The organism is Knoellia aerolata DSM 18566 (genome assembly GCF_000768695.1).
GTDB classification, from domain to species: domain Bacteria; phylum Actinomycetota; class Actinomycetes; order Actinomycetales; family Dermatophilaceae; genus Knoellia; species Knoellia aerolata.
On the sequence record NZ_AVPL01000002.1, the window covers coordinates 47,048 to 60,024 of the forward strand.

General features: G+C 71.3%; 12 protein-coding genes. 6 read left to right on the top strand and 6 right to left on the bottom strand.

The window, feature by feature from the left end; translation table 11 throughout:
• Nucleotides 1-4 precede the first annotated feature (4 nt).
• The 3 genes from N801_RS01420 to N801_RS01430 all read right to left on the bottom strand — a co-directional run bounded on the left by N801_RS01420 (nt 5) and on the right by N801_RS01430 (nt 2,732).
• Complete coding sequence (locus N801_RS01420) at nt 5-1,096, bottom strand: ABC transporter substrate-binding protein (RefSeq protein ID WP_035932137.1); 1,092 nt, start codon at nt 1,094-1,096, stop codon at nt 5-7.
• Nucleotides 1,097-1,195: 99 nt separating this feature from the next.
• Nucleotides 1,196-1,927 (bottom strand): response regulator transcription factor, encoded by a 732-nt coding sequence (locus N801_RS01425; RefSeq protein ID WP_052112492.1) that lies wholly within the window; start codon nt 1,925-1,927, stop codon nt 1,196-1,198.
• A complete protein-coding gene (locus N801_RS01430; RefSeq protein WP_035932140.1) occupies nt 1,917-2,732 on the bottom strand; it encodes a sensor histidine kinase in 816 nt (271 codons plus the stop codon). Before N801_RS01430 ends, N801_RS01425 begins: the two co-directional genes overlap by 11 nt.
• A gap of 106 nt (nt 2,733-2,838) precedes the next feature.
• Here N801_RS01430 and N801_RS01435 point away from each other — a divergent pair, with 106 nt between their 5' ends.
• The 3 genes from N801_RS01435 to coaE are packed head-to-tail and all read left to right on the top strand — an operon-like array spanning nt 2,839 to nt 6,322.
• A complete protein-coding gene (locus N801_RS01435) occupies nt 2,839-3,288 on the top strand; it encodes a hypothetical protein (RefSeq protein WP_035932142.1) in 450 nt (149 codons plus the stop codon).
• Nucleotides 3,288-5,135 carry a DUF5671 domain-containing protein gene (locus N801_RS01440; RefSeq protein ID WP_035932145.1) on the top strand — a complete coding sequence of 616 codons (1,848 nt, stop codon included), beginning with the start codon at nt 3,288-3,290 and terminating at the stop codon, nt 5,133-5,135. Before N801_RS01435 ends, N801_RS01440 begins: the two co-directional genes overlap by 1 nt.
• 20 nt (nt 5,136-5,155) lie before the next feature.
• On the top strand, nt 5,156-6,322 hold the full coding sequence (coaE, locus tag N801_RS01445; protein ID WP_035932147.1) for a dephospho-CoA kinase: 1,167 nt from the start codon (nt 5,156-5,158) through the stop codon (nt 6,320-6,322).
• Here the strand turns inward: coaE and N801_RS01450 are convergent.
• Nucleotides 6,307-7,353 (bottom strand): Gfo/Idh/MocA family protein, encoded by a 1,047-nt coding sequence (locus tag N801_RS01450; protein WP_035932149.1) that lies wholly within the window; start codon nt 7,351-7,353, stop codon nt 6,307-6,309. The genes coaE and N801_RS01450 overlap by 16 nt on opposite strands.
• A 44-nt stretch (nt 7,354-7,397) precedes the next feature.
• On the opposite strand from N801_RS01450, the gene uvrB reads away from it, so the two are divergent.
• Both uvrB and N801_RS01460 read left to right on the top strand, forming a co-directional pair.
• Nucleotides 7,398-9,512 carry an excinuclease ABC subunit UvrB gene (uvrB, locus tag N801_RS01455; protein WP_035932151.1) on the top strand — a complete coding sequence of 705 codons (2,115 nt, stop codon included), beginning with the start codon at nt 7,398-7,400 and terminating at the stop codon, nt 9,510-9,512.
• 4 nt (nt 9,513-9,516) lie between these two features.
• The gene (locus tag N801_RS01460) at nt 9,517-9,873 is read left to right on the top strand and encodes an MmcQ/YjbR family DNA-binding protein (RefSeq protein ID WP_035932153.1); all 357 of its coding nucleotides are present in this window, start codon (nt 9,517-9,519) and stop codon (nt 9,871-9,873) included.
• On the opposite strand, the gene N801_RS01465 is transcribed toward N801_RS01460, so the two are convergent.
• Nucleotides 9,837-10,679 (bottom strand): alpha/beta hydrolase family protein, encoded by an 843-nt coding sequence (locus tag N801_RS01465; protein WP_035932155.1) that lies wholly within the window; start codon nt 10,677-10,679, stop codon nt 9,837-9,839. The two genes, N801_RS01460 and N801_RS01465, sit on opposite strands and share 37 nt — an antisense overlap.
• Before the next feature lie 409 nt (nt 10,680-11,088).
• Between N801_RS01465 and N801_RS01470 the strand changes: the two genes are divergently transcribed.
• Nucleotides 11,089-12,072, top strand: coding sequence for a TerC family protein (locus N801_RS01470; protein WP_035932340.1), 984 nt, complete (start codon nt 11,089-11,091; stop codon nt 12,070-12,072).
• A 28-nt stretch (nt 12,073-12,100) separates the two neighbouring features.
• Here N801_RS01470 and N801_RS01475 read toward each other — a convergent pair whose 3' ends face one another.
• Entirely contained in the window at nt 12,101-12,973 is an 873-nt protein-coding gene (locus tag N801_RS01475) for an EamA family transporter (RefSeq protein ID WP_035932157.1), read from the bottom strand.
• Nucleotides 12,974-12,977 lie beyond the last annotated feature (4 nt).

A 12,977-nucleotide genomic window follows, 5' to 3' on the forward strand; every position in this document is an offset into this window, starting at 1 on the left:
GCCGTCACTCCTTGGGAGCGGGCGCGACCTCGGCGTCGAACTTCGCGGTCAGTTCCTTCTTCTTCTCACCGGCGGCGAGGGAGTCGTACTCGACGAGCTTGACCTCGTCGAGCTTGACCATGTCCTCGGTGATCTTGGCCTCGGGGTGGGTCGGGATCTGGAAGCTGCCGACGGTCGGCCCGATGTCCTGGTGGTCGGGAGTGAGCGTCCAGTCGATGAACTTCTTCGCGTTCTCGGCGTTGGGACCGCCCTTGACCACGGAGACGGCACCGATCTCGTAGCCGCTTCCCTCACTGGGGAAGGTCGACTCGAGCATGTCGAAGCCCTCCTTCTGGTACTTGACGCAGTCGTGGCTGAAGATCACGCCGACGGCGACCTCACCGCGACCGGCCATCTGGCCGGGAGCCGAGCCGCTCTTGGAGTACTGCAGGACGTTCTGGTGGAGCTTGCCGAGGTAGTCGAAGGTCTTGGCCTCGTCCATGCCGTTGAGGACCATCTGCGTCCACACCGCGGTGTAGGACGTCCCCGACGTCGAGGGGTGCGCGATGGCGACCTGCTTCTTGAGCTTGGGGTCGAGGAGCTCGGCCCACGAGGACGGTGCTGCCGAGACCCCGGCCTTGGTGAGCTGGTCCTTGTTGGAGCAGAAGCCGAGCACCCCGACATAGGTGCCGGTCCACTTGCCGTCCTTGTCCTTGTACTTGTCCGGGATCGCCGCGGCGTTGGCCGACACGTAGGGCTCGATGAGCCCGGAGTTGAAGGCGGCGACGTGGCCGTCGGACGGTCCGCCGTAGAGGACGTCGAACTCCGGCTTGGACTTCGCGGCGTCGAGGCGGGCCACGCCCTCACCCGAGCTCATGCGCACGAACGAGGTCTTGATGCCCGAGGCCTTGGTGAAGGCCGCGGCCATGGCCTGGCACTGCTCCTCCTGCGGCGTGCAGGCGACGACGACCTCGCCGGTGCCCTTGATCGACCCCCCGGCGGAGCTGCTGCTCGACGAGGTGGTGGTGGGGGTCTCCTCGACCGCGCAGCCGGCGAGGAGTGCGGTCACTCCCAGGGGCAGGGTGAGGAGAAGGGCGGACGTACGGGTACGGGGCATGGCGGCTGACTCCTTTGTCAATGACCGACCGTGTCGCACACGGCCTGCTGCGGGCCGACACTAGGCGACGCGAGGGGCGCCCGGGTCACGAAACGGGCGTCACTCGGTCACTGTTCTGTGACCGAGTGCGTCCTCGGCCGGCGCGACGACGTAGCGGTAGCCCACACCTCGCACGCTGCTGATGCAGCCGCGCGCCGCCGGGTGCGCCGACTCGAGCTTGAGCCGCAGGCGGTAGACCGCGGTCTTGAGCAGCTCACGCCCACCGAGCGGGTGGGGGTCGCCCCAGCCGAGGAGCAGCAGCTGGCGGAAGGGCAGATCCTCGCCCGGGTGCGTCACCAGGGCTGCCACGAGCCGGTACTCGTGCGGCGTGAGGTCGACCCGCTTGCCCTTGACGTATGCCGTGGCCGCCCGCAGGTCGAGCGTCACCGGTCCCGCCTGGGCGATGGTCCCGCTGCTCAGCGGCGACCGCCGCACGAGGCCGGCGGCCCGCAGCGCCAGCTCTCGCGGGTGGAACGGCTTCGCGACGTAGTCGGACGCGCCCGCCTCGAGGCCGGCGATGCGCTGCGACGTCTCACCGAGGGCGGTGAGAAGGATGACGGGCACCGGCCTCGTCGTGGTGATGCGGCGGCAGAGCTCGACGCCGGACATCCCGGGCAGCATGACGTCGAGGACGACGAGGTCGATGTGCTGCTCCGCGAGGACGGCCCAGCCCTCCTCGGCCGACCCTGCCGCCACCGTGCTGAAGTCCTGCGTCTCCAGCGCGAACGTGATGATGTCGCGCATCGCCGGCTCGTCCTCGACGACGAGCGCCCGCCACGTCTCAGTGCTCACCGGGACCGCCGGCCGGGAAGGTGACGAGCATCGTCGTGCCGTGCTGGGCGATGGTGTCGACGAGGATGCGCCCGCCGTGCAGCTCCGCGATGTGCGAGGAGATGTAGAGCCCGAGCCCGGTTCCCTCACCGAGCCGGGCGCCGCTGGAGAACCGCTCGAAGAGGCGCGAGCGCTCCTCCTCGCTCATCCCACGCCCCTGGTCGCTGATGGCGATGACGACGTTGCCGTCGGCGGTGTGACCGCGGACGACCACCTCGTTGCCGGAGGCGTCGTCGTGGCGCAGGGCGTTGCCGACGAGGTTGCTCACGAGCTGGTGGATCAGCTGTGGGTCGAGGTGGACCCGCGTGGGTGGCCCGGGTGCGTCGAGTGCGATCGCGCGGTGGTGGTGCACCTGGCGCAGCTCGCGCACGACCGAGCGCAGGTACGAGCGCAGCTCGACCTGACGCAGGTGCACCTCGAAGAGCCCGGCCTCGATGCGAGCGTGGGCCAGCAGGTCCTCCGTGAGGGTGATGACGTGCTCGGCGCTGCCGGAGATCGTGTCGACGAACCTGGCCTGGGTGGGGGTGAGCGGTCCCGGAGTCTGCTCGGCGAGCAGGTCGGCGGACCCCTTGATGAGCGCCAAGGGCGTGCGCACCTCGTGGCTCAGGACGGAGACCTGGTCGGCCCGGCGCAGCGCGAGGTCGTGGAGCCGGCCGATCTCGTGGCTGCTCGTGCGCAGCCGCAGGTGGAGACGGCGCACCCACCAGGAGAGCAGGACGGTGGTGAGCCCCAGTGCCAGGAGGCCCACCTGCAGGGCCGGTGTCATGGAGGTGACCCTACGACCCGGCGCCACCCGGCATACGCATCCGCCGCGACAGACGGAAGAACCGGTATGCCGGACGGTGACCCCCGGTGGCAAGCACACTGGGGCCATGGGCAACCGGGCCACCAGAGGACTCGTCGTCGCAGTCGCCGCACTGGTCCTCCTGGCGGTCGGTGCCGGAGTCTTCGCCGCACTGCGCCCGGGACCGCAGCTGGCGGCCGGGTCGCCGGAGGCAACGGTGCGGGACTACGTCGCCGCGCTCTACGAGCACGACCCCGCCACGGCCGCCGAGCAGCTCGATCCGGACGGCCGGTGCGACGAGGACGACCTGCAGGGAGTCTTCCTCGACGGGCGCGCGCGGGTGGTGCTGCGCGAGAGCGTCACGGAGGGCGACACCGCCACGGTGCGCGTCGACCTCGTCCACTCGGGGGGTGGGCCGCTCGGCGGTGGCGAGAACCGCGAGCCGGCCACCTTCGAGCTGCGCCGGACGGCGGACCGCTGGGTCATCACCGGTGAGCCGTGGCCGACCTTCTCGTGCGGCGAGACCAAGGAGGGGTGATGATCTTCGCCCTCGTCCTGCTCACCGCCCTGGTCGTCGTCGCCGTGGCCGTCGGGAGCGCCCTCAGCCGGCGACGCCAGCCGGGCGCAGGCCCGGGGGCCGGCGCCCACATCGAGGGGTCGGGGATCCGCCGGTTCTTCCAGTACCTCCTGCTGGCCGGACTCCTCTTCGCGTCGGCGTCCGGGATCACCGGCCTGCTGGGGCGGGTGCTGGACCGCGGCGACGTCCTCGTCGACGACGACGCCGCGCTCGCCCTGCAGCTGACGTTCACCGTCATCGCGCTTCCGTTGTGGGCGCTGCTCGCCCGGTGGACCTGGCGTCGGCTGCACACCGTCCCCGCCGAGGCCCGCTCCACGGCGTGGGCGGTCCACCTCACGGTGGTCGGCCTCGTCTCCCTCGTCGTCGCCATGACCGGCTGGAACGAGGCGCTGTCGATCCTGCTCGTCCCCTCCCGCGACGATCCCGGATCCGCCCTCGCGCAGGCGCTGGTCTGGTCCCTCGTCTGGGCCCTGCACCACTGGTGGGGGCCGCGGGTCACGCCCCACCGCCACCTGAGGTTCCTCCACCTCGTCGGGTCGCTCATCGGACTCGTCACCGCGGCCACGGGCCTGGTCCGGCTGGTGTCGTCGGCACTGCGCACCGTGCTCGACCTCGAGGGCGAGTCGATCGTGGACACGACGACACCACTCGTCATCGAGGCCGGCATCGCCTTCGCGGTCGGCGCCGCGGTGTGGGTGGCCTACTGGCAACGGCGCGCGGTTCACGACGAGCGCGACGGACCCTGGCTCGCCCTGGTGCTCATCGCAGGCGTCGGCGGAGGACTGGTGGCCGCGGTCGCCGCGGTGAGCCTCGCGTCGTACTCCGTCCTCGTCTGGCTGGTCGGCGACCCCCGGGCCGCGAGCGCGACCGAGCACTTCGCCTCCCTGCCGGGCCAGGTCGCGACGGCGCTGGTGGGGCTCGTGGTGTGGTGGTACCACCGGGTCCTGCTCGACGCGGACGGTGCCCCGGGACGTGTCCCGGCGAGCGCCGCGGAACGTACCCCGGAGAGCGCCCCGGAGCGTGCTCCGGAGCGGACCGAGGTGCGGCGGGTGTACGAGTACCTCCTCGCCGCCATCGGGCTCCTCGCGGCGGGGTCCGGTCTGGTGATGCTCATCGTCACCATGGTCGAGGCGGTCGCCGCGGGCCCCGACGTCCTCGCCGGCGTCAGCGCCGTCAATGCGCTGCTCGGTGCCCTGGTGCTGTTGGCCGTCGGGCTGCCGATGTGGTGGCGGCACTGGAGCCGGGCGCAGCGGGCCCGGTCCCAGCAGCCGGCCCCGGAGGTGGTGTCACCGACCCGGCGCGCCTACCTGCTCGTGCTGTTCGGCGTCATGGGCGTGACCGCGGTCGTCACCGTGATGACGCTGGTCTACCTCGTGCTGCAGGACGCCCTGGCGGCGGGCGTCGACGTCGAGACGCTCCGCAGCGTCCGTTTCGCGCTGGGCATCCTCGTGACGACGTCGCTCCTCGCGGCCTACCACTGGACGGTCTTCCGCGCCGACCGGGACGAGACCGCGGAGCTGGAGGGGGCGGGTCTGCTGCCGCCCCGCCCGGGGACGCCGTCGCCGGCGCCACCTCCGACGGCGGCCCGCCGACGGCGCGTGCTGCTCGTCGGCGCAGCGGACGGGGCGTCGGCCGCTCTGCGCAGCGACGACATCGACCTCGAGCTCGTCCGGCGCACGGACGTCACCGTGCCGGCGGCGTCGCTCGACGAGCTCCGGGGAGCACTCGCCCGGTACCCGGAGGGAGACCTCCTCCTGCTCGAGGAGCCCGACGGGCTGCGCGTCGTGCCCATCCGGAACGATCCCTGACCACGGCTAGGTTGGGGGCCATGCTGCGCGTGGGTCTCACCGGGGGAATCGGGTCGGGCAAGTCCACGGTCGCGCGCTGCCTGGCAGACCTCGGTGCGGTCGTCGTCGACGCCGACGCCGTCGCCCGTGAGGTCGTCGAACCCGGTATGCCGGCCCTCGTCGCCGTCCGTGACCGCTTCGGGGACGCCGTGTTCGGATCCGACGGATCCCTGGACCGGCCGGCCCTCGGGCGCGTCGTCTTCGGGGACGCGGGGGCGCTGGCCGACCTCGAGGCGATCACCCACCCGGCGATCTGGCGCCGGAGCGACGAGCTCATGGCTGCTGCCCCCGACGGTGCGGTGCTCGTCCACGACATGCCGCTCATCGTCGAGAAGTCGATGGGCGACCGCTACCACCTCGTCGTCGTCGTGGGCGCGTCGCAGGAGTCGCGGCTCGAGCGTCTCGTCAGGGACCGCGGCATGGACCCCACCGACGCGCGGGCCCGGATCCGCGCCCAGACCGACGACGACGCCCGCACGGCTGCCGCCGACGTCTGGCTCGACAACGAGGGGAGCCGTGACCACCTCGAAGTCGAGGTGCGCCGGCTCTGGGGCGAGCGGCTGGATCCCTTCAACGAGAACCTCATCCACCGCACGCGGGCCGTCCGCCCGGACCACCTCACCCTGAGCCCGCCCAGGGTCGAGTGGCCCGTGGAGGCGGCGCGGCTGGTGGCGCGGATCCGGCGCGCCCTGGGGGAGCGGGCCGTCACGGTGGACCACATCGGCTCCACCGCGGTTCCGGGTCTCGTCGCGAAGGACGTCATCGACCTTCAGGTCGGGGTCCGTGCGCTCGCCGACGCCGACGACCCGCAGTTCGTGGACGCGCTGTGGCGGGCCGGCTTCCCCCGTGTGGGGGACACGGCGCAGGACGACGCCAGGGACGGCGGCGCGTGGCCCAAGCGGTTCCACGGCAGCGCTGACCCCGGCCGGGTCGCGCACGTCCACGTGCGGGAGGTGGACGGCCCCGGCCACCGGTGGGCGCTGGCCTTCCGTGACTGGCTGCGGGTGGACGACACCGCACGCGCCGAGTACGCCGCGCTCAAGCTGGAGCTGGCCGGCCGGGGGCTCTCGGCCTCGGACTACGCCGGCGCCAAGGAGCCGTGGTTCGACTCCGTCCACGACCGCGTGACGGGTCACTCCCCGGGGTAGCGGACCCCGACCTGGGCCCGGACCTCGTCGAGGACCTCCATGATCCGCAGGGTCTCGGCAGCGGGCAGGAGCGGGCTCTCGGTCAGGCCGGCGTCGACGCAGCGGGCCGCCTCGCACGCCTCGAAGTGCAGCCCGTGGGCGCGGCTCGGCGGCTCCCACGACACGTCGGTCTCGGCGTCGCGCGAGACGAAGCGGACCCGGGACGGGCCGTACCAGCGGTTGTTGCGGTCGTCGGGGTCCCCGAGCTCGAGGCGCCCCTCGGTCCCGTTGATGCTCGCCGTCGTCGGGGTGCGCGACGTCATGGTGGCGTGGAGGAGCCCGCGACCGCCCCGGGCGCCGGTGACGAGCAGGGTGTCCTCGGCGTCGACGCCCTCGTCGGTCAGGCGGCCGGTGGCGGTGACCGTGTCGATGCCACCCAGGGCGAAGGACGCGAAGGAGGTCGGGTAGATCCCGAGGTCGAGGAGCGCACCGCCCGCGAGCGCCGGGTCGGAGAGCCGTTGCGGCCCGCCGGGGTACAGGGGCTGCCCGTGGTCGGCGAAGACGTTCTCGACCTCGCCCAGCAGGCCCTGCTCGAGGCACTGCCGCACGACGTCGATGCCGGGGAGGAAGCGCGTCCACATCGCCTCCATGGCGAGCAGACCCTTGCTCGCGGCCGTGTCGAGGACCTCGCGGGCCTCGGCGGCGTTGCGGGTGAACGCCTTCTCGACGAGGACGGGCTTGCCGGCGCCGAGGGCCAGCAGCGCCTGGGCGTGGTGCTCCGAGTGCGGCGTCGCGACGTAGACGATGTCGACATCGGGGTCGGCGACGAGCTCGTCGTACGACCCGTATGCCGTGTGCGCACCGAAGTCGTCCGCGAACGACCGCGCCCGGCCGAGGTCGCGGGAGGCGACCGCCTGGATCACCTGGTCGGTCTCGGCCCGGACCGCGGTGGACCACTCGCGGGCGATGTACCCGGGGCCGAGGATCCCCCACCGGAGCGTCGGGGCCGAGCGGGGGTCGGGGGTGCGGGGTGCCGGCAGCGTCGTGGTCACGGCACCATCCTCGCACTGTCGGTGGGACGGCATACCGTGGTCGTATGCGTCCCACCACCGACCTCAAGCGCACCGTCGCACCGTTCCGGGTCGTGTCCGACTTCGAGCCCGCCGGTGACCAGCCGGCGGCGATCGCCAGGCTCACCGAGCGGATCAACGCCGGCGAGCAGAACGTCGTCCTGCTCGGTGCCACGGGCACCGGCAAGTCCGCGACGACCGCCTGGCTCGTCGAGCAGGTGCAGCGCCCGACCCTGGTCATGGCCCCCAACAAGACGCTGGCCGCGCAGCTCGCCAACGAGTTCCGGGAGCTGCTGCCCAACAACGCGGTCGAGTACTTCGTCAGCTACTACGACTACTTCCAGCCCGAGGCCTACGTCCCGCAGACGGACACCTACATCGAGAAGGACTCCTCGATCAACGACGAGGTCGAGCGGCTGCGGCACTCGGCGACCAACTCGCTGCTCACCCGGCGCGACGTCATCGTCGTCGCGTCGGTGTCCTGCATCTACGGCCTCGGCACCCCGCAGGAGTACGTCGACAAGATGGTCCAGCTGCGGGTCGGTGACGAGCTCGACCGCGACGACCTGCTGCGCCGCTTCGTCCAGATGCAGTACACCCGCAACGACCTGGCCTTCACCCGCGGCACGTTCCGGGTCCGTGGCGACACGGTCGAGATCATCCCGCAGTACGAGGAGCTCGCGGTGCGGATCGAGTTCTTCGGAGACGAGGTCGACAAGATCTACACGCTGCACCCGCTCACGGGCGAGATCGTGCGCGAGGAGACCGAGATGTACGTCTTCCCGGCCTCGCACTACGTCGCCGGACCGGAGCGGATGGACCGGGCGATCGCCGGCATCGAGCACGAGCTCGAGGAGCAGCTGCGGACCTTCGAGAGCCAGGGCAAGATGCTCGAGGCCCAGCGCCTGCGGATGCGCACCACCTACGACATCGAGATGATGCGCCAGGTGGGGTCCTGCTCCGGCATCGAGAACTACTCGATGCACCTCGACGGGCGCACCGCCGGCACGGCGCCCAACTGCCTCCTCGACTACTTCCCCGAGGACTTCCTCCTCGTCCTCGACGAGTCGCACGTGACGGTGCCCCAGATCGGCGCCATGTACGAGGGCGACGCGTCACGCAAGCGCACCCTCGTCGACCACGGCTTCCGCCTCCCGTCGGCGATGGACAACCGCCCGCTCAAGTGGGAGGAGTTCCTCGAGCGCATCGGCCAGACGGTCTACCTGTCGGCGACGCCGGGCAACTACGAGATCGCCAGGGCCGACAGCGTCGTCGAGCAGATCATCCGCCCGACCGGCCTCGTCGACCCCGAGATCGTCCTCAAGCCGACCAAGGGACAGATCGACGACCTCCTCCACGAGATCAACCTCCGTGCCTCCCGCAACGAGCGCGTCCTCGTCACCACCCTCACCAAGAAGATGGCCGAGGACCTCACCGACTACCTCCTCGACAAGGGTGTGCGGGTCCGTTATCTCCACTCCGACATCGACACCCTGCGTCGCGTCGAGCTCCTGCGTGAGCTGCGCCTGGGCGAGTACGACGTCCTCATCGGGATCAACCTCCTGCGCGAGGGGCTCGACCTGCCCGAGGTCTCCCTCGTCTCGATCCTCGACGCCGACAAGGAGGGCTTCCTCCGGTCGGCCCGCTCGCTGATCCAGACGATCGGACGTGCCGCCCGCAACGTCTCCGGCCAGGTCCACATGTACGCCGACAAGATCACCCCGTCCATGGCCGAGGCCGTCGAGGAGACCTCGCGTCGGCGCGAGAAGCAGATCGCCTACAACACCGAGCGCGGGCTCGACCCGCAGCCGCTGCGCAAGAAGATCGCCGACATCACCGACATGCTCGAGCGCGAGGACGCCGACACCGAGGCCCTCCTCGGCTCGGGCCGGGCCCGGTCGCGGGGCAAGTCCGACGGTGGCCGGGGCGGGCGTGGCGCCCTCGCGGCCGACGCCTCGGTCGTGGGCGCGGGACGTCTCGACAACATGGCGGCGGGCGACCTCGCGAACCTCATCCAGGAGCTCACCACCCAGATGCACCAGGCGGCGTCCGACCTCCACTTCGAGCTGGCGGCGCGCCTGCGCGACGAGATCGGAGACCTGAAGAAGGAGCTCCGCCAGATGAGTGAAGGGACGAAGTGACGCGATGACGCCCGAGGAGGTCGCCGCCTACGCGCTGGCCAAGCCCGGTGCCTGGGCGGACCAGCCGTGGGAGGGCGACGACGTCGCCAAGGTCGGCGACAAGATCTTCGCCTTCCTCGGGCAGACCGGGGTGGGCGTCAAGCTCGGCAACCGGGCGGAGGCCGACGAGTGGGTCGCCGAGTTCCCGGAGGACGCCGGCGTCATGGCCTACATCGGGCGGCACGGCTGGAACACCCTCGCCGTCGGGGGCGCCATCCCGGACGAGGCGATCCGCGAGGCGGTCGACACCTCCTACGACCTCGTCGTGGCCAGGCTCCCGCGCAGTCAGCGCCCGCCGAGCTCGTCGAGCAGCCCGAGCTGACGCGCCCACGCGGCCGACTCGGTGTCGATGACGACGAAGTGGTCGCCGTCCACCTCCACGAGCCGCGCGTCGCCCCCCGCCGCCGCGGCCGCGGTGACGTAGTCGGCTGACTGCCTGAGCGGCACGACGTCGTCGGCCCGCCCGTGGATGCACCGCACGGGCACGCCGAGCGGCACCTGCTGGCGCGGGTCGTAGGCGACATCGGCCGTGGTCGGCGCGTGCCCGAGGAACCGTGCGGCCGCGTGGTCGCCGAGGTCGTCGCTCTCGGCGCCCACGAGGTCGAGGACTCCCGCCTGCGAGATCGCCCCGGTGACGGCGACGCGGGCGCCGCCCCACTGCGGGTGGCGCTGCCGACCCGCGGCCCAGACCGCCAGGTGGCCGCCAGCGGAGTGCCCGAGGGTGAGGAGCGTGGAGGTGTCGAGGCCGTCGACCGTGGCGAGGAGCTCGACCGCCGCGTGGACGTCGTCGAACGTGGCCGGCGCACCGCCACCGTTGCCGACCCGGCGGTACTCGATGTTCCAGGCGGTCCACCCCTGCTCGGCGAGCGACACGGCGAGCGGCCGGCCGAGCTCGAGGTCGTACTCCGCCTTCCAGAAGCCGCCGTGGATGACGACGACGACCCCCTTGCTCCTCCCCGCCGGACGGGTCAGCTCGCCGAACTGGCTCGGGTCCTCGCCGTAGGTGAGACGCATGGGTCGGGTCCTCTCGAGGGGCTCTGCGGCAGGGTCGGTGCCCGTCGTCGCGGTGCTGCACGCCGTGAGCGGGAGGGCCGCGACGGCGGCCAGCAGGGACCTGCGGGTGGGCACCGTCGCACCCTATGCCGCCCAGGACGGTTCGCGAACCGGGCCGTCACTCGTGCTCCGGTTCGATCAGGTTCGGGAGCCACCCGCAGGTTCGCGAACCCTTTTGAGCGGAGGGCGGGCCCCCTCCGCTCGGGACAATTCTCGCGATGCGCTCCGCGCATGCGAGACCCCAGCAGCGGAGGGCGGGCCCCCTCCGCTCGGGACAATTCTCGCGATGCGCTCCGCGCATGCGAGAATTGCCCGAGCGGAGGGGAGTATCCCCAGCGCGGACTCCTCGTCATCACGGCCACCAGTGGCCCGGGGATCCGGTCCGGCCCCCAGGGCGGGAGAGACCTCCGGGCCGACACGTCCCCGACCCCGTAAGGTTCTCCGCGTGCATTCACTCTCCGCCCTGTCGACGGCCACGCCCTCGATGAACATCGCCACCTGGCAGTGGTTCCTCACCATCGGCGTCGCCGCCGCGGTGCTGATCTTCGATGTCGTGATGATCGCTCGCAACCCGCACCGGCCCTCGACCAAGGAGCTCAGCCTCACGCTGTCGTTCTACGTCGGTGCGGCGGTCGTCTTCGGTCTCTGGGTGTGGCTCAGCCACGGGAGCCAGCTCGCCGGTGAGTTCTACGCCGGCTGGCTGACCGAGTACTCACTCTCGGTCGACAACCTCTTCATCTTCCTGCTCATCATGGCGAAGTTCGCCGTGCCCGAGAAGTTCCAGCAGACCGCTCTCATGTGGGGCATCATCATCGCGATCGTCCTGCGCGGCATCTTCATCTGGCTCGGCGCAGCGGCGATCAACAACTTCTCGTGGGTGTTCTACATCTTCGGCGCCTTCCTCATCTACACCGCCGTGAAGCTCGCGACCGAGGGTGAGAGCGACGACGAGGAGTACGAGGAGAACCGCTTCATGAAGTGGGTCGAGAGGACCCTGCCCTCCACCAAGGAGTGGAGCGGCAAGCTCATCGTCAAGGAGAACGCGAAGCGGGTCGTCACGCCGCTGTTCATCGTCGTCCTCGCACTCGGCACGACCGACCTGCTGTTCGCGCTCGACTCGATCCCCGCGATCTACGGCCTCACCAAGGAGCCGTACCTCGTGCTCACGGCGAACCTCTTCGCGCTCATGGGTCTGCGCCAGCTGTACTTCCTGCTCGGCGGGCTGCTCCAGAAGCTGGTCTACCTCAGCCTGGGACTCTCGGTGCTGCTCGCCTTCATCGGTGTCAAGCTCATCCTGCACGCCCTCCACGAGAACGAGCTCCCGTTCATCAACGGCGGCGAGCACCTCGAGGTGTGGGACATCCCCATCTCCGTGTCCCTCGGCGCCATCGTCGTCATCCTCGGGGTGACGACCGTGGCGAGCCTCTGGAAGACCAAGCGCGACGAGAAGGCCGAGATCAACGCCTGACCTCCGCACCCGGGGCACCGGGTGGCGTCTAGGACCCCGTCGACTCGGCGGGGTCCTTGCGCGCTCCCAGCCCGAGGACGATCGCGGAGGCGAGGACGACGAGTCCCATGCCGAGGAGCTGCCAGCCGTGCAGCCGCTGGCTGAGGATGAGCAGGCCGGCGACCGCGGCCACGGCCGGCTCGAGGCTGAGCAGGATGCCGAACACGCGCGCGGTCATCCGGCGCAGCGCGACGAGCTCGAGCGAGTAGGGCAGGACCGAGGACAGGACGGCGATGCCGAGCCCCTTGGCGACGAGGCCGCCGTCCCACTCGGGGACCGAGGCGAGGCCGAACGGGAGGGTGACGACGGTGGCGACGACCATGGCGATCGCGAGGCCCTCGAGCTTGTCGAACTCGGCTCCGGTGCGCCCGCTGAGGATGATGTATGCCGCCCAGCACGTCCCGGCGGTCGCCGCGAGTCCCAGCCCGGTCCAGTCCAGCTCGGCGAACGGCACGGACAGGGCCTCGGAGATGAGGACGACCCCGACGGCCGCGGCGAGGACGGCGACGAGGTCGACCGCCCGTCGTGACAGTGCCGCCGCGAGGAGCAGCGGCCCGAGGAACTCGATCGTCACGGCCACGCCGATGGGCAGGTGCGCGAGGGAGCCGTAGAACGTGAAGTTCATCAGCCCGAGGGCCAGCCCGAACGCGATGACGGTCCGCCAGGCGGCCCGCGAGTGGCCGCGCCACCGCGGCCGCACGACGGCGACGAGGATGACGGTCGCGAAGAGCAGGCGCATGACGACCGAGCCACCGGCCCCGATCTCCGGGATGAGGGTGGCCGCGAGCGCCCCGCCGAACTGCACCGAGACGATGCCCGCGAGGACGAGGACCGGAGCGGGGACGGTGCTGAGGCGGGACACCTCG